Here is an 18,294-nt window from a genome sequence, read left to right as displayed (position 1 = left end):
TGGCGCGGTCGAACGGGTGCTTCTGTGGAACTGGGGCCGGGAGGCGGCGGCATGATCCAGCACGAACAGCGCGCAGAGTACGAACAGCGCGTACGTCACGTGCGCGTGGCGGTGATCGGGTCGGGGTTCGGCGGGCTGGGCGCGGCCGTGCGGCTGCGCCGCGAGGGCGTCACCGACTTCGTCGTCCTGGAGCGCGCGGACTCCGTCGGCGGCACCTGGCGGGACAACACCTATCCAGGTTGCGCCTGCGACGTTCCCTCGCATCTCTACTCGTTCTCCTTCGCGCCCAATCCCGAGTGGCCGCGCAGCTTCTCGGGCCAGCCGCACATCCGGGCCTATCTGGAGCGGATCACGGACACCTTCGGGCTCCGTCCGCATCTGCGCTTCGGCTCCGAGGTGCTGGCGATGCGCTGGGACGCCGAGCGGCTGCTCTGGGAGATCAGTACCTCCAAGGAGGACTGGACGGCCGACGTCGTCGTCTCCGCCACCGGGCCGCTCTCCGACCCCCGGATCCCGGACGTCCCGGGGCTCGCGGACTTCCCCGGGCCCGTCTTCCACTCCGCCCGCTGGGACCACGACGCCGACCTGCGAGGCAAGCGCGTCGCCATGGTCGGCACCGGCGCCTCGGCCGCCCAGATCGTGCCCGCGATCCAGCCCGAGGCCGCCCGTCTCACCCTCTTCCAGCGCACCCCGCCCTGGGTGCTGCCGCGCTTCGACCGCCGGATCACCGCCGGCGAGCGCTGGCTGCACTCGAAGGTCCCGGCCACGGGCATGTTGCGGCGCGGCACGCTGTGGGGTGTACGGGAGATGCAGGTCGGCCTGTTCACCAAGTGGCCCGAACGGCTCGGGCTCATGGAGCGCGTCACCGCCGCCCATCTGCGTAAATCCGTCAAGGACCCCGCCCTGCGAGCCAAGCTGCTGCCCGACTACCGCATCGGCTGCAAGCGCATCCTGCTGTCCGACGACTACTACCCCGCGCTCGCCCGCCCCAACGTCGACGTCGTCGCCTCCGGCCTCGCCGAGGTGCGCGGCTCCACGCTCGTGGCCGCCGACGGCACGGAGACGGAGGCCGACGTCATCGTCTTCGGCACCGGCTTCCACACCACCGACATGCCGATCGCCGACCGCGTCACCGGCGCCAACGGCACCACGCTCGCGGAGGAGTGGCGGAAGGACGGCATGGCGGCCCTGCGCGGCGCCAGCGCCGCCGGGTTCCCCAACTTCCTCTTCGTCATAGGCCCCAACACCGGCCTGGGCAACAACTCGATGATCCTCATCATCGAGGCCCAGCTGAACTATCTGGCCGACTTCCTGCGCCAGCTCGACACCATCGGCGGCCGGGCCGCCCTGGACGCCCGCCCCTCCGCCGTCCGCGCCTGGAACCGCGGCATCCAGCGCCGCATGGAGCGCACGGTCTGGAACACCGGCTGCCGCAGCTGGTACCTCGACGCCCAGGGGCGCAACACCACGGTCTGGCCGGGCAGCACGGCGGAGTTCCGCAAGGTCACCCGGCGGGTGGACCTCGCCGAGTACCAGCTGCTGAGGGCGCCCCGTGCCCGTACGAAAGCCGGTGCGGCCGACGCCGCCGGAGCCGTGCGATGAGGCCCCGGACGAGTCTGCGCGGGCAGGTCGCCGTCGTCACCGGCGCCGCGCGCGGCGTGGGGGAGGCGCTGGCCCGCGCGCTGTCGGCGCGCGGCGCCGACGTGGCGCTCGTCGGGCTGGAGCCGGACGAGCTGCGCCGGGTCGCCCGGACGCTGTACGGCGAGGCCGCGTACTGGCACGCCGACGTCACCGACCACGAGGCCATGGCGGGCGTCGCGGCGGAGGTCAAGGCGCGCTTCGGCAAGGTGGACGTCGTCGTCGCCAACGCCGGTGTCGCCGCCGGCGGCCCGCTGGACGGCTCCGACCCGGCCGACTGGCGGCGGGTGATCGAGGTCAACCTGATCGGCAGCGCCGTCACCGGCCGCGCCTTCCTGCCCGTCCTCACCGAGAGCCGTGGCTATCTGCTCCAGATCGCCTCCCTCGCCGCGATCACCCCGGCGCCCATGATGAGCGCGTACTGCGCCTCCAAGGCGGGCGTCGAGGCATACGCGCACAGCCTGCGCGCCGAGGTCGCCCACAAGGGCGTGCGCGTCGGCGTGGCCTATCTGAGCTGGACCGACACCGACATGGTGCGTGGCGCCGACGAGTTCGAGGTGATGCGGGAGTTGCGGCAGCGGCTGCCGTGGCCGGCCAATCGCACCTATCCGCTGGGGCCGACCGTCGACCGGCTGGCGACCGGTGTCGAGCGGCGCTCGGCGCACGTCTACGGGCAGGGCTGGCTCCGCGCGTTGCAGCCGCTGCGTGCCGCGCTCCCGGCGCTGGTCGCGCTGGGCGGCCCGCGTGAGATGCGACGCGCCGAACCCCGGCTGGCCGGGGCGCGGTTCGGGCTGGTGGGCGCGGGCGGGGAGGCGGACGCGAAGGCGCGCACGGAGCGTCACTGATCGACATGCGGGGGGCGTGGGGGCGTGTGAGGCTGGTCGCGGCCCACTTCCCCGATCACCCCTTAGGAGTGAGTTACGCATGGGCATCAAGGACGAGATGCAGGGCAAGGCCCAGCAGGCCAGGCAGAAGGCCCAGCAGGCCAAGCAGCAGGCTCAGCAGAAGGGCCAGCAGACTCAGGACAAGGTCAAGGGCCAGCAGCAGCAACAGCAGCAGAAGAGCCAGCAGCAGGGTCGCCAGCAGTCCCTGGACGACATCCAGGACGTGGACGAGTAGTTCGATGACGTGAAGTGAGGGGCGCGCCCAGTAGCAGGGCGCGCCCCTCACTCATGCCGTCAGCCGCCCCTCACTCATGCCGTCAGTCCTGGCGCGGCGGCAGCTTCGGCCGGCGCAGGTCCGGTACGCCCGAGTAGTCGGGCGGGTTCGTCGTGCCGTGCTGTTCCAGCAGGTCCAGCGCCACCCGTACCGCGTCGTCCAGTTGCTTGTGGCGGCCCTCGGCCCAGTCCAGCGGGGTGCGGTCGACCTCGATGTCGGGTTCGACGCCGTGGTTCTCCACGCCCCAGCCGTAGGCGTCGAACCAGGCGGCGTTCATCGGCACGGTGATGGACGTGCCGTCGCCGAGCCGGTGGCGGCCGGTCATGCCGACGACGCCGCCCCAGGTGCGCAGGCCGACGACCGGGCCGATGCCCTGGAGCTTGAACGCGGCGGTGATCATGTCGCCGTCGGAGGAGGTCATCTCGTCGGCGATGGCGACGACCGGGCCGCGCGGGGCGTTGGAGGCGTACGAGACGGGCTGGGCGCCGCGGGTGAGGTCCCAGCCGACGATGGTGCGGGTGAGCTTCTCCACCACCAGCTCGCTGATGTTGCCGCCCGCGTTGCCGCGCACGTCCACGATCAGGGCGGGCCGGGACATCTCCATCCGTACGTCGCGGTTGAACTGGGCCCAGCCGGAGCCGCCCATGTCGGGGATGTGGAGGTAGCCGCACTTGCCGCCGCTGAGCTCGTGGACGACCGCGCGGCGCTTGGTCACCCAGTCCTGGTAGCGCAGGGGCCGTTCGTCGACGAGCGGGACGATCGCGACCCGGCGCGGGTGGCCGTCCGGTTCGGGCGGGCGGAAGGTGAGTTCGACGGTCGTCCCGCCCGCCGCCGCGAGCAGCGGGTACGGGCCGGCGACCGGGTCGACGGGGCGGCCGTCGACATGGGTGAGCGCCCAGCCCTCGCGGATGCCCGAACCGGCCAGCGGGGAGCGGGCCTTGGAGTCGGAGGAGTCGCCGGGCAGGACGCGGCGCACGGTCCAGGAGCCGTCCTTCCGGTGGGTGAGGTTGGTGCCGAGGAGGCCGATGGCGCGCTGGTAGTGGGGCGGGCCCTCGTTGCGGCGGGCGGGGACGACGTAGGCGTGGGAGGTGCCCAGCTCGCCGAGGACCTCGCGGAGCAGATCGGCGAACTCGTCGGGGGAGGCGACGCGTTCGAGCAGCGGACGGTACTGCTCCAGCACCGCGTCCCAGTCGATGCCGCACATGCCCGGTTCCCAGAAGTAGGCGCGGATGATCCGGCCCGCCTCGGCGTAGGCCTGCCGCCACTCGGCGGCGGGGTCGGCCTCGTGGAGGATGCGGCGCATGTCGACGAAGACGGTCGAGTCGGGGTCGGGGGTGTCGGTGGCGGGGACGACGCGCAGGTCGCCGTCGTCGTTGACGACGAGCCGGGTGCCGTCGCCGCTGACCGCGTACCAGTCGATGGACGAGGTGAGTTCGGTGCGCTTGGCCTTGACCAGGTCGAAGTGTTCCAGCGTGGGCTTGCCGGAGACGTCGGTGGGGCTGGCGAAGGTCTCGCCGAGAGCGCCGGAGATGGGCCAGCGCAGCCACACCAGACCGCCGCCGCCGACCGGGTGGAGCGAGGAGTACTTCGAGGCGGCCACCGGGAACGGCGTCACCCGGTTCTCCAGCCCCTCCACCTCCACCACCAGCGCGCCCTCGTGGTCCCCGGTGTCGTCCAGGTCGAGCCCGCCGCCCGCCGGCCGGCCCTCGGCGGAGAGCGCGAACGGCGAGGGCGTGGCCGACGACAGCGGGACGAGGTAGGGGCGGCAGCCCAGGGGGAAGGAGAGGTCGCCGGTGTGGACGTCGTACACCGGGTCGAAGCCGCGCCAGGAGAGGAAGGCGAGATAGCGGCCGTCGCGGGTGAAGACGGGCTGTTCGTCCTCGAAGCGGCCGTTGGTGACGTCGACGATCAGCCGGTCCGAGAGCCGGGCGATCTTGATCTGCCGGAGGGAGCGGCCGACCCCCGGGTGGGACCAGGCCAGCCAGCCGGAGTCGGGGGAGAAGGCGAGCTCGCGCACGGGCCCGTTGGCGGACTGGATCAGCTCCGTGACCTCGCCCGTCCCCTCGGCCGTGGCGTCCACGAGCAGCAGCCGCCCGTCGTGCGAGGCGACGGCCAGCCGGGTGCCGTCGGGCGAGGACAGCAGCTCGTGCACCCGGCCCAGCTGCCCGGCGGCCAGCCGGCGCGGTTCGGAGGGCCCGGAGGCGCGCGGCAGCTGGGCGATCTCGATGGCGTCCTCGCCCTCGGCGTCCGTCACATAGGCGATACGGCCGGTGGAGCCCAGCATCTCCGGCAGCCGCACCCTTACGCCCGGGGTGTCGGAGATGGCGCGGGCCGGGCCGTCGCGGTGGGTGAGCCAGTACAGGCTGCCGCGCACCCCGATCGCGCTGGCCCGGCCGGTGGTGTCCACGGCCAGCGCGCCGACGTGCTGGGCGGCCTGCACCTGGTATGTGCGCCGCCCGGCGCGCGGTCCGCCCAGGCGCAGGTCCAGCCGCCGGGGGGCGGCGCCGGGGGAGAAGTCCTCCACCAGCCACACCTCGCCCGCGCACTGGTAGACGACACGGGAGCCGTCGGTGGCGGCGTGGCGGGCGTAGAAGTCGGCGTGGTCGGTGTGTCTGCGCAGATCCGAACCGTCGGGCCGGCAGGAGTAGAGGTTTCCGATGCCTTCGTGGTCGGAGAGGAAGGCGATCCGGCCGTCGACGAACATCGCCGAGTCCAGATGGCCCTGGATGTCCGGCACCAGCCGGGTGCCGTGGAGCCACAGCCGGCCCGTCGCCCCGCCCCGGTAGCGCTTCCAGGACGCGGGTTCGTGCGGCGGCTTGCCGGCCAGCAGCAGGGTGCGGTGCTCGCCGTCGACCTCGCCCATCGCGATGTCGGACACCGGCCCCCACGGCAGCCGTAGCCCGGGGCCGCCGTCGGTGGGCAGCCGGTAGGCCCAGGAGAAGTACGAGAACGGCTGGCCGTGCGAGGAGACGGCGAGGATGTCGTAGCCGCCGTTCCGGTCGGAGGGCGCCCAGCCGCAGACCCGGGTGTCGGTGCTGCCCCAGTAGCTCAGCCGGCGGGCGGGCCCGCCCTCGATGTCGACGAGATGGATCTCGGGATCCAGACTGCGCCAGTTGGTGAAGGCGATGTGGCGCCCGTCGGGGGAGAAGCGGGGGTGCCCGGCGCGGGTGCGGTCCACGGTCAGCCGCCAGGCCCGCCCGGCGGCGGCCCCCGGCGGCCCGAGCGGGGCCAGCCATAGGTCGTCCTCCGCGACGAAGCAGAGCAGCTCGCCGTGCAGATGGGGAAAGCGGATGTAGGCGTCGCTCACGCGTCAATGGTTTCGGGCGGCTGATCCCCCGGCAACTCGGTTCGTGACGGAGAACACCATCGAAACGATGTCGTTTCGCTGCGGCCCGGGCTTACGCTCGTACGGTACGAAACCGTTTCGTACGGCCACGGGGGAAGGGAGGGGCGGTATGCCCACGGAACCACCCAAGCCGACGGTCCGCCGCACCAGGCTGACCCCCGAACGCGAGGCCGAGCTCTACGAGGCGGTGCTCGCGATCCTGCGCGAGGTCGGCTACGACGCCCTGACGATGGACGCCGTCGCCGCCCGGACGCACTCCAGCAAGGCCACCCTCTACCGCCAGTGGAGGGGCAAGCCGGAGCTGGTCGCCAAGGCCCTGCGGCACAACAAGCCGGGCAGCCTGGAGGGCATCGACACCGGTTCGGTGCGCGGTGACCTCCACGCCATGGTGTGCCAGGCCGACACGGAGCAGATGGAGAAGGACACCGCCCTGCTCCGCGGGCTCGGGCACGCCGTGCACACCAACCCGGAACTCCACCGGGCGCTGCGCGAGGTGCTCGTCGAGCCCGAGATGGGATGGATGGACGAGATGCTCCGGCGCGCGGTCGGACGTGGCGAGCTGGCGGCGGACAACCCCGCCATCCCGTTCGTCGCCCACATGATGATCGGCGGCTTTCTGGCCCGTCCGCTCATCGAGGACCGGGCTCCGGACGCCGAGTTCCTCACCCACTACGTCGACGCCGTGATCATCCCCGCTCTCGGCGTATGACCACCCCCCACTGACCCCCCACTGAGGCCCCACCTGACGTACCGCTCCCGTCGGGCTGGTTCCCACTTCCAGTTCCCCGCACCACTCGAACCGACGGGAGCACCACACTCGTGGCCACGTTCCTCTACAGACTCGGAAGGCTTTCCTTCCGACGGCGCTGGTACTTCGCCCTCATATGGGTGCTGCTGCTGGTGCTGGCCGGGGCGGGCGCCGCCACGGCGTCCAAGTCCACCAACAACGACTTCTCCATACCGGGCACGGAGGCCCAGCAGGCCTTCGACCTCCTGGAGAAACGATTCCCCGGTAATACCGAGCAGAACGCCTCCGCCCGCGTCGTCTTCAAGGCGCCCGAGGGCCAGAAGCTCACCGATCCCAAGAACAAGGCGGCCGTCGAGAAGGTCGTCGCCGAGCTCAAGCGCGGCCCGCAGGTGGCCATGGCGGTCGACCCGTTCCAGGGCCAGGCCGTCAACAAGGACCAGAACATCGGGTACGCCTCGGCCGCGTACAAGGTCAAGTCCATGGACCTGACCGAGGACACCCGCACCGAGCTCAAGGACGCCGCCCAGCACGGCCGCGACGCCGGGCTGACCGTCGAGGTCGGCGGCAGCGTCCTCCAGCAGATGCCCGAGGGCGGCTCGGAGATCATCGGCATCGCCGTGTCGGCGCTCGTCCTGGTGATCACCTTCGGCTCGCTGGTCGCGGCCGGACTGCCGCTGCTGACCGCCATCATCGGCGTGGGCATCGGCGTCTCCTCGATCGCCGCCCTGGCGCCCGTGCTCGACCTCTCCGCCAACACCTCGACGCTCGCCATGATGATCGGCCTCGCGGTCGGCATCGACTACGCCCTCTTCATCGTCTCCCGCTACCGCGCGGAGCTCGCCGAGGGCCGTGAGCGCGAGGAGGCCGCGGGCCGCGCCGTCGGCACCGCCGGTTCCGCGGTGGTCTTCGCCGGACTCACCGTCGTCATCGCGCTGGCCGGCCTCGCGGTCGTCAACATCCCGATGCTGACGAAGATGGGCATGGCGGCCGCCGGCACGGTCACCATCGCCGTGCTCATCGCCCTGTCGCTGATCCCGGCGCTGCTGGGCTTCGCGGGCAAGCAGGTGCTGCCCCGCAAGATCCGCAAGAACGGCCCCGCCGTGGCCGCCGGCGACAAGCCGAACATGGGCACCCGCTGGGCCCGCGTCGTACTGCGCCGCCCGGTGCTGGTGCTCGCGGCCGGTGTGATCGGCCTGGGCGCCATCGCCGTGCCCGCCGCCTCGCTGGAGCTCGGCCTGCCCGACGACGGCGCCGCCTCCAAGAGCTCCACCCAGCGCAAGGCGTACGACCTGCTGAGCGAGGGCTTCGGCCCGGGCTTCAACGGCCCGCTGCTGAACGTCGTGGACCTGAAGGACGCCAAGGACCCCAAGGCCGCGGCGCAGAAGACCCACGACACCCTGGCGAAGCTGGACAACGTCGTCATGGTGACCCCGGCGCAGTTCAACAAGGCCGGGGACACGGCCACCCTGCTGGTCATCCCCAAGTCCAAGCCGACCAGCACCGAGACCGAGGACCTGGTCCACGCGATCCGGGGCGAGCGCGCCGCGCTGGCCTCCGACACCGGTGCGAAGGTCCTGGTCACCGGCGGGACGGCGATGAACATCGACGTCTCGCAGAAGCTCAACGACGCCCTGCTGCCGTACCTGGCGCTCGTCGTCGGCCTGGCCTTCCTGCTGCTGATCGTCGTCTTCCGGTCCATCCTGGTGCCGCTGAAGGCCGCGCTGGGCTTCCTGCTGTCGGTGGTCGCCGCGCTCGGCGCCGTCGTAGCGGTCTTCCAGTGGGGCTGGCTGGGCTCGCTCTTCGGGGTCGAGGAGACCGGCCCGATCATGAGCATGATGCCGATCTTCATGGTGGGTGTCGTCTTCGGTCTGGCCATGGACTACGAGGTCTTCCTCGTGACCCGCATGCGCGAGGCCTACGTCCACGGCGAGCGCCCGGGCGAGGCCATCGTGACCGGCTTCCGCCACGGCGCGCGGGTCGTCACGGCGGCGGCCGTCATCATGATGAGCGTCTTCGCGGGCTTCATCGGCTCGTCCGAGCAGATGATCAAGATGATCGGCTTCGGCCTGGCGATCGCGGTCTTCTTCGACGCGTTCGTGGTGCGGATGGCGATCGTGCCGGCGGTCCTCGCCCTGCTGGGCAAGGCGGCCTGGTGGCTGCCGAAGTGGCTGGACAAGGCGCTGCCGAACGTGGACGTGGAGGGTGAGGGGCTCCAGAAGGCGCTCGCGCCGTCCGCCACGGCCACGGCGGGCGACCCGGACGGGGAGCGGGAGCCCGTGCGCGTCTGACGCGGCTCACCTCTTTGTCCTCGAACGCCGGACGGGCTGACTCAGCCCGTCCGGCGTTCGAGAACCCGGGGTCCGGGGGCGGAGCCCCCCGGTGGACGGCTACGTGGCGTACGCCATGAATTCGGACGGAATGGGAACCGCCACCCGCCGCGGTGGCGTTTTTCTAAGTCCACGCAGGTGGGCGCGGTCGGGGGACGCGTGTGAAGGAAAGGGCTTCGCGTTGAACCTGATCGATGTGCTGCTGTTGCTGCTCGTCCTCGCCTACGCCGTCTCCGGCTATCGCCGGGGCCTGGTGGCGAGCGTCGTGCTGCTCGCCGGGTTCCTCGGCGGCGCCGTGCTGGGCGTCTGGGCGCTGCCCTACGCCCTGGAGCCCTTCGAGCCCGGTACGTCCCTGGCGGCCGTCGCCGCCGTCCTGGTCGTGCTGATCCCGGCCGTGATCGGCCACGCCGTCGCGGGCCGGTTCGCCTGGCGGCTGCGGTCCCGGCTGACGTGGGCGCCCGTGCGCGGCCTCGACGGCATAGCCGGCGCGGCCGCCGCCTCACTGGCCGTGCTGCTGGTGGGCTGGGTGGCCGCGAGCGTGCTCGTCTCGTCGAACTCCGCCTCCCTCACCCGGGAGATCAAGGAGTCGAAGCTGCTGGGCGCGGTGCACAAGGTGATGCCCGAGCAGGCGCCCACCTGGTTCAGCCGGACGACCGACGCGCTGGCGGGGGCCGGGTTCCCCCAGGTGTTCAACCCCTTCGAGAGCGAGCCCGCCACCAGCGTCCCGAAGCCCACCGGGGACATGGTGACCGCGGACGCGGCCCGGGCGGCCCGGCGGAGCGTGGTGAAGGTCGAGGGCGTGGCGAACGTCGGCGGCGACGGACGGCGCGGCCAGGAGGGCAGCGGATTCGTCTTCTCCCACGAGCACGTGATGACCAACGCCCACGTGGTGGCCGGCGTCAGCGACCCGACCGTGAAGGTCGGCGGCGTCAGACGTGCGTACAACGCGAAGGTCGTCCTCTTCGACCCGGACACGGACGTGGCCGTCCTGGACGTCCCGGGCCTGGACGCGCCCGTGCTGCCCTTCGACAAGACCGCCAAGCGCGGCGACGCGTCCGTCGTCGCGGGCTTCCCCGAGAACGGCGGACTGGACCTGCGCGCGGCGATCGTCGCCAACGAGGTCCGGGCCAAGGGCCAGGACATCTACGGCGACGGCATCACCACGCGCGAGGTCTTCTCCGTCCGCTCCACGGTCCGCCCCGGCAACTCGGGCGGACCGCTGCTGACCCCCTCCGGCAAGGTGTACGGGGTGGTCTTCGCCCGTTCCACGACGGACGCGGAGACGGGCTATGTGCTGACCGCCGACCAGGTCGCCGACGCCGCGCGACGGGCGGCGCAGGCGACCGTGCCGGTCAGCACCGGCAGCCGGGCCGCTCTTTAGCGGGCGGCCGGGCCTCCTCCCGCCGGGCGTCCGGGCCTCTCGCTCCTTCGCTCCTCAGCGGTCGTCCCGGTCGTCCCGGCTGTCCCGGTCGTTCCGGCTGTCCCGGTCGTTCCGGTCGTTCCGGTCAGGGCGGTCCTGCCGGTCGTGGTGGTCCTGCCGGGCATGGTCGCCCTGCCGGTCGGGACGGTCCTGCCGGTCCTGGTGGGCGGGGCGGTCCTCCCGGGCGGGGCGGTCCTGACGGTCCTGCCCGCCGTGGTCGTTCTGGCGCTCCGGACGGTCGGGCCGGGTCTGGTGGTCCTGCCGGTCCTCCTGGGGCTGCTGGTGTTCCGGGCGGTTCGGACGGTTCGGGCGGCCGGGGCCGTCCGTGGGGGTCTGGGCGGGACAGGCGTCCAGGACCTGCCGCAGCTTGTCCTTCTCGGCACGGGTGACGCTCAGCCCGTAGTAGTCCTTCACCCCGATCCACGCCTGGCTGTAGAGGCACTGACCGATCGGGTCCTGCGGCAGCCACTGGTCCGGGGACTTGTCGCCCTTGCGGCGGTTGCCCCATGTGGACACCACGATCAGCTCCGGGGAGGCCGTCAGGTCGTTGGCGAACTCCAGCCGCTTCTCCGCCGGCCACTCACGCGCGCCCGAGCCCCAGGCGTTGCGCAGCGACACGACGTGGTCGACGTCGACGTGCACCGGGTCGGCCAGCGTCCTGTTGTCGTACTCGCTGTGCCACTGGCCGCCGACGATCCGGCACTTGCCCTGGAGCGTGGCGGGCACGACCGAGTAGAGCTTCAGCGCGACCTCGCGCGTGGTGCACTGGTCCAGGCCGTGCCGCGCCCAGCAGGTCGCGCCGAAGTAGCGGCGGTCGTAGCCCTCGCCCTTGAGGGGCCTGACGTCCAGGTCGGCCAGCATGCGCGCGGCCTCGTCGCGGCCGGGCAGGTTCCTGGGCCACCTCGTGGGCACGCGCTTGGGCACGCGCCTGGGCAGGGCGCGGCCGTGGCGCATGGGCGCGGCCCCGGCCGAGGAGCCGTGCGGGGCGCGCTCAGGGGGTCTGGCCGGGGCGGACGGGTTGGGCCGAGCGGGCTTGCCGCCGGGCGGGTCGGATTCGGGGCCCGGCACGGGGGGCCGCGAGTAGATGTCCCCCTCGTCCGGCGACGGGCCCTCGCAGGCCGTCTCGTCGTAGTCCCCGGGCAGTCCGGCCGCCCGGGGCCGCGCGTGATCCGTGCCGGCCGGCGGCACGGCCCGGGCGGTGGTGCCCGGGGCCGCCGCCATGAGCAGGGCGGCGGCGGTGACGGTGGACGCGAGGAACGGCCGCCGGTACCGGCGCGCGGATATCTCCTGCGATCGCATGGGACCTCCTTCTTCGGTGGCTCCGCGAGCAGTGGCAGAGCAGAGATGGCCGTCATGACGAGTGAGCCGTGGAACGGGACATATGCCTTGAGCGGTGGCGAATCACTCGACTGGCCTTGGAGGTGGTTCCGGTTCGTTACGGCGGTAGGGCGCGGGCCCTGGCAAGGGGCGCGCAGTCGCGCCGTGCACGCTCTTGCCACTCGTTCGCAGGACGGCCCTATCATCGAGCGGTTCACGGCTGGACGAAACGGCCGGACATCACGGCCGCACACAGGGGCCGGAGAGACGGAGAGACGGAGAACCGTCATGCACGTACCCGACGGATTCATCAACGCCCCGGTGTCCCTGGCCGCCGGGGCCGTCGCCGCGTCCGCCGTCGCGGTCTGCCTGCGCGGCGCGCGACGCGAGCTGGACGAGCGGGCCGCGCCGCTCGCGGGGCTGGTGGCGGCGTTCATCTTCGCCGTGCAGATGCTGAACTTCCCCGTCGCGGCGGGCACCAGCGGCCATCTGCTGGGCGGAGCGCTCGCGGCGATACTCGTCGGCCCCTACACGGGGGTCCTCTGTATATCCGTGGTGCTGCTGATGCAGGGGGTGCTGTTCGCCGACGGCGGGCTCACGGCCCTGGGCGTCAACATCACCGACATGGCGGTGGTCACGACGGTCGTCGCCTACGCCCTCTTCCGGCTGCTGGCGAAGGCGCTGCCGCGCCGCCGCTCCTCCGTGACCGCCGCCGCCTTCGTGGCCGCGCTGGTGTCCGTCCCGGCGGCGGCCTGCGCCTTCACCCTGATCTACGCGCTGGGCGGGACGACCGACGTGCCCATCGGCAAGGTCGCGACGGCCATGATCGGGGTGCACGTCCTCATCGGCGTCGGCGAGGCCGTCATCACCGCCCTGACCGTGGGCGCGGTCGTGGCCGTCCGTCCCGACCTGGTCTACGGGGCGCGGGGGCTGGCCAAGCCGCTGGAGATCCGGAAGGCGGACGGGACCGTGGTCCCCGTCGAGGTGTCGAAGGCCGCCCCGCGCCCCGTCCGCAAGATCGCCGGCGTCGGCCTCGTGCTCGCCCTGGCGCTCGCCGGCTTCGTCAGCTTCTACGCCTCCACCAGCCCGGACGGCCTGGAGAAGGTCGCCCACGACAAGGGCATCGACGCCGGGGCCAAGGCGCACGCGGCCAAGGACTCCCCGCTCGCGGACTACCAGGTCAAGGACGTCTCGGACGCCCGGCTCTCCGGCGGACTGGCCGGTGTGATCGGCGTCGGGGCGACGCTGGCGGTGGGCACGGGCGTCTTCGTGGTCGTACGCCGCCGCAGGAGCCACGCGGCGGCGGCCAAGGCGGCGCCCGTCACGACCGAGACCGTCTGACATGGGCGCCGGACACGCCCACAAGCTCTACCGGCACGCCCGGTCGCCGGTCCACGACCTGCCGCCGCACTGCAAGCTCGCGGCCGTCTTCTGCTTCGTCCTCGTCGTCGTCTCCACGCCCCGCGAGGCGGTGTGGGCCTTCGGGCTGTACGCGCTGCTGCTCGCGGCCGTCGCGGGCGTGGCCCGGGTGCCGTACGGATTTCTGCTGCGGCGGCTGCTGATCGAGGTGCCGTTCGTGGCGTTCGCACTGCTGATGCCGTTCGTCGTACCCGGCGAGCGGGTGCACGTCCTCGGCGTGGCGCTCAGCGGACCCGGGCTGTGGGGCGCCTGGAACATCCTGGCCAAGGGCACCCTGGGCGTCGCCGCCTCGGTGCTGCTCGCCGCGACGACCGAGCTGCGGGCGCTGCTGCTGGGGCTGGAGCGGCTGCGGATGCCGCCGCTGCTCGTCCAGATCGCGTCCTTCATGATCCGCTACGGCGATGTGGTCACGGATGAGATGCGGCGGATGCGCATCGCCCGGGAGTCGCGCGGTTTCACCGCGCGCGGGGTGGGCCACTGGGGGGTGCTGGCCAAGTCCGCGGGGGCGCTGTTCATCCGCTCGTACGAGCGTGGCGAACGCGTCCACCTGGCGATGGTCAGCCGGGGGTACGCGGGCACGATGCCCGTGATCGACAACGTGACCGCGACCCGTGCGCAGTGGACGCACGCGGCCGCGCTGCCGCTGGCCGCGCTGGCGGTCTGCCTGACGGGATGGACCCTGACATGACCGCCCTTTCCCCTTCCCGCGAGGCCCCTTCCCTTGAGGCCCCTTCCCTTGAGGTCTCCGGGCTGGCCTTCGCCTACCCCGACGGCCACCAGGCCCTCTTCGGCGTCGACCTGACCGTCCGGCGCGGGGAGCGGGTGGCCCTGCTCGGCCCCAACGGCGCCGGGAAGACCACCCTCGTCCTCCACCTCAACGGCATCCTCGGCGGCGGTGTGGGCTCGGTCCGGGTCGCCGGGCTGCCGGTGACGAAGCCGAACCTGGCCGAGGTGCGGCGCCGGGTCGGCATCGTCTTCCAGGACCCGGACGACCAGCTGTTCATGCCGACCGTCCGCGAGGACGTGGCCTTCGGCCCGGCCGCCGCCGGGCTGCGCGGGCCGGAGCTGGAGGAGCGGGTCCGTACGGCCCTGGAGCGGGTCGGCATGGCGGACTTCGCCGACCGCCCCCCGCACCACCTGTCCTTCGGGCAGCGGCGCCGGGTGGCGGTGGCCACGGTCCTCGCCATGGAGCCGGAGATCCTCGTCCTGGACGAGCCCTCCTCCAACCTCGACCCGGCCTCCCGGCGTGAGCTCGCCGACATTCTGCGCTCGCTGGATGTGACGGTGCTCATGGTCACCCACGACCTGCCGTACGCGCTGGAGCTGTGCGAGCGCTCGGTGATCCTCAGCGGCGGGGTCATCGCCGCCGACGGGCCCACCGGGGAGTTGCTGTGCGACGAGGACACCATGCGGGCCCACCGCCTGGAGCTGCCGTTCGGCTTCGACCCGCGCACGGTTCCTGTGCGAGGGTGACCCCTGTCCGCGACCACTTCCGGACACGTTGCACCATGGTGGATGCATTTGTAGCGATCGGCACAGTGGGAGCGGAAGACAGTGGTGGACGTCCAGGGCACGGTGACGGACGGCTTCGAGCCGGTCCGGGACGCCTTCGCGGAGAACTTCGCACGGCGCGGTGAGCGCGGCGCGGCCGTGACGGTCTACCGGGACGGGCTGAAGGTGGCCGACCTGTGGGCCGGCACGAAGGACGCGGACGCGGACGGTGGTGGCGAGCCGTGGCGGCACGGCACCGCCCAGATCGTCCGCTCCGCCACCAAGGGCGTCGCCGCCGCCGTCCTCCTCCTGCTGCACCAGCGCGGCCAGGTGGACCTGGACGCGCCCGTGGGCACGTACTGGCCCGAGTTCAAGGCGGCCGGCAAGGAGCGGGTCCTCGTCCGTCACCTGCTCGCGCACCGCGCCGGGCTGCCCGTGCTGGACACCCCGCTCACGCCCGCCGAGGCCATCGACGGCGTCAGCGGCCCGCGCGCCCTCGCCGCGCAGGCCCCCGCCTGGGAGCCCGGCACGGACCACGGCTACCACGCCCAGACGTACAGCTGGCTGCTCGGTGAGCTGGTGCCGCGCGTGACCGGCCGGTCCCTGGGCAGGTGGGTGGCCGAGGAGATATCCGGGCCGCTGGGCCTGGACCTGTGGATAGGCCTGCCGGACGCGGAGCGGCACCGGGTCGGCCGGATCGCCGACATCGAGCCCCCCGCCGCCGGGCTGCGCGTCCGCCCCAAGGCGTCCGTCACCGACGCCTACCGCGACCCGGACTCGCTGACCCGCCGCGCCTTCGGCGCGATCAGCCCCGCCGCCGACGAGAACGACCCGGCCTACCGCGCCGCCGAACTGCCCGCCTCCGCCGGCATCGCCACGGCCGACGCGCTGGCCCGCTTCTACGCCTCGCTGATCGGCCCGCTCGACGGCGGCCGCCGGCTCTTCGCCCCGGCGACGCTGACCCTGGCGCGCACGGAGGAGTCGGCGGGCCCGGACCGCGTCCTCGTCGTCAACACCCGCTTCGGCCTCGGCTACATGCTCCACGGCCCGGCGTCCCCGCTGCTGGCCCCGGGCTCCTTCGGCCACCCGGGCCGCGGCGGCTCCCTGGCCTTCGCCGACCCCGAGTCGGGCGTCGCCTTCGGGTACGTCACGAACGGCATGCAGAAGAACGTCACGGCGGACCCGCGCGCCCAGGCGCTCGTCCGGGCGGTCGCGCGGTCCCTGGCGGGGTAGAGGCCGCCATCGGGTCCGGCGGGGTAGAAGGGGCCCTCGGCGGGGTAGAGCTGGCCGCATGACCCGAAGGTTCGAGGGCTACGCGGTACTGATCACGGGCGCGGGCCGGGGCATCGGCGAGGCCACGGCGCGCCGCTTCGCCTCGGAGGGCGCGCGGGTGCTCGTCACCGACCTGGACGGCGAGCGCGCGGCGAAGGCCGCGGCGGGCCTGCGGGCGGACGGGCTCACCGCCGACTCGCTCGCCTGCGACGTCGGCGACGCGGCGGCGGTCGAGGCAGCGCTGGCCTTTGTGGCGGAGCGCTACGGACGCCTGGACGTGCTGGTCAACAACGCCTACTCGTTCCACCCGGACCCGCCGCTGGTCGAGGACTTCCCGGACGAGGCGTGGGCCCAGGACCTCGACATCACCCTCACCGGCGCCTTCCGGTGCGTCCGGGCCGCGATGCCGCTGCTGACCGCCGCGGGCGGCCGCGCCTCGGTCGTCAGCGTCGGCTCGGTCAACGGCGAGCAGGACTTCGGCAACCACGCCTACAGCGCGGCAAAGGCGGGCCTGGCCGGCCTGACCCGGACGCTGGCCGGCCACTGCGCGGCCCGGGGCGTACGGGTCAACCTCGTGGCGCCCGGCACGATCCGCACCCCCGGCTGGGCGGGGCGGGAGGACTCGCTGGAGCGGGCGGCCGAGCACTACCCGCTGGGGCGGGTGGGACGTCCGGAGGACATCGCGGCGGCCGTCGCCTTCCTGGCCTCGCCGGACGCGTCGTGGATCACGGGGGTGACGCTGCCGGTGGACGGCGGCATCCTGATCGGGAACCTGGGCCTGCGGCAGGCGCTGAGCCGGTCAACCCATGACCGTCCGGACGAGGTCGACGATGTCGTCGTCGGAGAGCCCGAGCGCGCGTGACTCGGCGACGAGTTCGCGCGCCCGCGCGGTGAGCCGGGCGCGCCCGGAGGTCGCCGTCCCGCCCGTCACCACGGCCCCGCGCCCCCGGCGCAGCTCGATGAGCCCCTCGTCGCGGAGCTGCTGATAACCGCGCAGCACGGTGTGCATGTTGACGCCGAGGGACGCGGCGACCTCCCGCGCGGACGGCAGCCGCTCGCCGGGGCGTACGGAGCCGTCGGCGATGGCGCCGCGCAGCCCGCCGGCGATCTGCTCGCCGAGGGGGACGGATGAGGACGGGTCGACCCGGAACAACATGTCAGCCCCGCACTCCGTTTCCGTTGGAACGTTCCCTGTCGGCCAGGGTGTTGAGCAGCGCGGCGGCGGTGGCCGCGTCGTCGACGGTGACGACGAACTCGCTGCCGGTGGTCAGCCGGGCGCTGAGCGCGTCGCCGGAGCGCAGCACGATACCGCTGATGCCGGGGTGGGCCCGGTAGCCCCAGCCGCCGAGGTCGCGCAGGGCGTCGACGGAACGGTGGCCGGCCTCCTCGATCCGCTCCAGCGGTACGTTCAGGCGCGGCCAGGGCAGGACGGCGGGCGTGACGGTGATGCCGCGCCGGTCGGCGCTGACGCGCACCCGGCAGAGGAGCACGAGCGGCACTCCGAAGGCGAGGCAGACGAGCCCGCCGGTCCAGCCCCCGACGACCGCGACGAACGCGCCCGTCACGAGCATGATCGCTGTGACGCCGAGCTGCGCCCGTGCCCCCACGACCCGGGTCCAGCTCGCGTTCTCGCTCTCGCCGAGCGGCAGCCGCGCGGCTTCGGCGGGGGCTCGCTCGGTGGCCGGGGCGGGGGCCTTGTCCCGCCCCGTGACCAGCCAGCCGAGAACGCCGTACACGACACCGGCGGCGAAGCCCAGGCCCGCCTGCCAGATGGGGAGAGTGACGTCGGCGGCGTCGCCACCCGCGCCGACCTGGGCATTGGCGCGCAGAATGCCGACGACGATCCACCCGAGGGCCACGCCCACGCCGCCCCCGGCCACGGCGACCCCGCGCTGCTGTCCGGGTGCCGACCGCGTCAGCCACGTCAGGAACGCGAACACCACACCGACGGCGAGGAACGCGACGAGGGAGACGGTGAGGAACGATCCCGGGTCGTCGAACCCGTCGGCTTTGTTCCCGGGGCCGATGTGCGAGGCCATGGGATGTGGCAGCCGGTCGCGGAACGAGTAGTAGGCGCCGGCGACGGCGGCGCAGGCGAGGGGATGGGGGAGGACGGCGACGAGAAAGCGGCGTGTGGTGGGCGGCATGGCTTGGGCAC

At 73.0% G+C, this 18,294-nt stretch carries 15 protein-coding genes; 11 read left to right on the top strand and 4 right to left on the bottom strand.

The genetic code is table 11. The features are described 5' to 3' along the window. The first annotated feature begins 51 nt into the window (after positions 1-51). From RM609_RS06525 to RM609_RS06515, 3 genes are all read left to right on the top strand, one after another. On the top strand, positions 52-1,602 hold the full coding sequence (locus RM609_RS06525) for a flavin-containing monooxygenase (RefSeq protein ID WP_311608687.1): 1,551 nt from the start codon (positions 52-54) through the stop codon (positions 1,600-1,602). Continuing rightward, positions 1,599-2,483, top strand: coding sequence for an SDR family oxidoreductase (locus tag RM609_RS06520; protein ID WP_311608685.1), 885 nt, complete (start codon positions 1,599-1,601; stop codon positions 2,481-2,483). Before RM609_RS06525 ends, RM609_RS06520 begins: the two co-directional genes overlap by 4 nt. A 79-nt stretch (positions 2,484-2,562) precedes the next feature. Then, positions 2,563-2,757 (top strand): hypothetical protein, encoded by a 195-nt coding sequence (locus tag RM609_RS06515; protein WP_311608683.1) that lies wholly within the window; start codon positions 2,563-2,565, stop codon positions 2,755-2,757. Between the two features lie 82 nt (positions 2,758-2,839). On the opposite strand, the gene RM609_RS06510 is transcribed toward RM609_RS06515, so the two are convergent. After that, positions 2,840-6,103 (bottom strand): S41 family peptidase, encoded by a 3,264-nt coding sequence (locus tag RM609_RS06510; RefSeq protein ID WP_311608682.1) that lies wholly within the window; start codon positions 6,101-6,103, stop codon positions 2,840-2,842. A gap of 148 nt (positions 6,104-6,251) precedes the next feature. Here RM609_RS06510 and RM609_RS06505 point away from each other — a divergent pair, with 148 nt between their 5' ends. The 3 genes from RM609_RS06505 (at position 6,252) to RM609_RS06495 (ending at position 10,598) form a co-directional block, all read left to right on the top strand. Further along, positions 6,252-6,851, top strand: a complete 600-nt coding sequence (locus RM609_RS06505) for a TetR/AcrR family transcriptional regulator (RefSeq protein ID WP_311608680.1) — start codon at positions 6,252-6,254, stop codon at positions 6,849-6,851. Positions 6,852-6,961: 110 nt separating this feature from the next. After that, positions 6,962-9,178, top strand: a complete 2,217-nt coding sequence (locus RM609_RS06500) for an MMPL family transporter (protein WP_311608678.1) — start codon at positions 6,962-6,964, stop codon at positions 9,176-9,178. 220 nt (positions 9,179-9,398) lie between these two features. Next, complete coding sequence (locus RM609_RS06495) at positions 9,399-10,598, top strand: MarP family serine protease (RefSeq protein ID WP_311608676.1); 1,200 nt, start codon at positions 9,399-9,401, stop codon at positions 10,596-10,598. A gap of 54 nt (positions 10,599-10,652) precedes the next feature. Here the strand turns inward: RM609_RS06495 and RM609_RS06490 are convergent, their stop codons facing one another. After that, positions 10,653-11,936, bottom strand: coding sequence for a GmrSD restriction endonuclease domain-containing protein (locus tag RM609_RS06490; protein WP_311608674.1), 1,284 nt, complete (start codon positions 11,934-11,936; stop codon positions 10,653-10,655). A 306-nt stretch (positions 11,937-12,242) separates the two neighbouring features. Between RM609_RS06490 and RM609_RS06485 the strand changes: the two genes are divergently transcribed. The 5 genes from RM609_RS06485 (at position 12,243) to RM609_RS06465 (ending at position 16,998) form a co-directional block, all read left to right on the top strand. Then, positions 12,243-13,295 carry an energy-coupling factor ABC transporter permease gene (locus tag RM609_RS06485; RefSeq protein ID WP_311608673.1) on the top strand — a complete coding sequence of 351 codons (1,053 nt, stop codon included), beginning with the start codon at positions 12,243-12,245 and terminating at the stop codon, positions 13,293-13,295. Position 13,296: 1 nt separating this feature from the next. Beyond that, a complete protein-coding gene (gene cbiQ, locus RM609_RS06480) occupies positions 13,297-14,061 on the top strand; it encodes a cobalt ECF transporter T component CbiQ (protein ID WP_311608671.1) in 765 nt (254 codons plus the stop codon). Beyond that, positions 14,058-14,846 carry an energy-coupling factor ABC transporter ATP-binding protein gene (locus tag RM609_RS06475; RefSeq protein ID WP_311608669.1) on the top strand — a complete coding sequence of 263 codons (789 nt, stop codon included), beginning with the start codon at positions 14,058-14,060 and terminating at the stop codon, positions 14,844-14,846. The genes cbiQ and RM609_RS06475 overlap by 4 nt, the downstream gene beginning before the upstream one ends. Before the next feature lie 81 nt (positions 14,847-14,927). Continuing rightward, entirely contained in the window at positions 14,928-16,097 is a 1,170-nt protein-coding gene (locus tag RM609_RS06470) for a serine hydrolase domain-containing protein (protein WP_311608667.1), read from the top strand. 58 nt (positions 16,098-16,155) lie between these two features. Next, positions 16,156-16,998 carry an SDR family NAD(P)-dependent oxidoreductase gene (locus RM609_RS06465; RefSeq protein ID WP_311608666.1) on the top strand — a complete coding sequence of 281 codons (843 nt, stop codon included), beginning with the start codon at positions 16,156-16,158 and terminating at the stop codon, positions 16,996-16,998. On the opposite strand, the gene RM609_RS06460 is transcribed toward RM609_RS06465, so the two are convergent. After that, positions 16,936-17,292 carry a GntR family transcriptional regulator gene (locus RM609_RS06460; protein WP_311608665.1) on the bottom strand — a complete coding sequence of 119 codons (357 nt, stop codon included), beginning with the start codon at positions 17,290-17,292 and terminating at the stop codon, positions 16,936-16,938. The genes RM609_RS06465 and RM609_RS06460 overlap by 63 nt on opposite strands. Position 17,293: 1 nt before the next feature. Next, on the bottom strand, positions 17,294-18,283 hold the full coding sequence (locus RM609_RS06455) for a hypothetical protein (RefSeq protein ID WP_311608660.1): 990 nt from the start codon (positions 18,281-18,283) through the stop codon (positions 17,294-17,296). Positions 18,284-18,294: the final 11 nt, after the last annotated feature.

This window comes from Streptomyces hesseae, from assembly GCF_031845785.1.
Taxonomy (GTDB): domain Bacteria; phylum Actinomycetota; class Actinomycetes; order Streptomycetales; family Streptomycetaceae; genus Streptomyces; species Streptomyces hesseae.
This window is presented reverse-complemented; position numbering and strand designations above follow the sequence as displayed.

Coding starts and splice junctions, on each gene's coding strand:
- RM609_RS06455 (WP_311608660.1), bottom strand. CDS start 18,283: ATGCCGCCCACCACACGCCGCTTTCTCGTCGCCGTCCTCCCCCATCCC.
- RM609_RS06485 (WP_311608673.1), top strand. CDS start 12,243: ATGCACGTACCCGACGGATTCATCAACGCCCCGGTGTCCCTGGCCGCC.
- RM609_RS06490 (WP_311608674.1), bottom strand. CDS start 11,936: ATGCGATCGCAGGAGATATCCGCGCGCCGGTACCGGCGGCCGTTCCTC.
- RM609_RS06465 (WP_311608666.1), top strand. CDS start 16,156: ATGACCCGAAGGTTCGAGGGCTACGCGGTACTGATCACGGGCGCGGGC.
- RM609_RS06525 (WP_311608687.1), top strand. CDS start 52: ATGATCCAGCACGAACAGCGCGCAGAGTACGAACAGCGCGTACGTCAC.
- cbiQ (WP_311608671.1), top strand. CDS start 13,297: ATGGGCGCCGGACACGCCCACAAGCTCTACCGGCACGCCCGGTCGCCG.
- RM609_RS06475 (WP_311608669.1), top strand. CDS start 14,058: ATGACCGCCCTTTCCCCTTCCCGCGAGGCCCCTTCCCTTGAGGCCCCT.
- RM609_RS06460 (WP_311608665.1), bottom strand. CDS start 17,292: ATGTTGTTCCGGGTCGACCCGTCCTCATCCGTCCCCCTCGGCGAGCAG.
- RM609_RS06505 (WP_311608680.1), top strand. CDS start 6,252: ATGCCCACGGAACCACCCAAGCCGACGGTCCGCCGCACCAGGCTGACC.
- RM609_RS06520 (WP_311608685.1), top strand. CDS start 1,599: ATGAGGCCCCGGACGAGTCTGCGCGGGCAGGTCGCCGTCGTCACCGGC.
- RM609_RS06515 (WP_311608683.1), top strand. CDS start 2,563: ATGGGCATCAAGGACGAGATGCAGGGCAAGGCCCAGCAGGCCAGGCAG.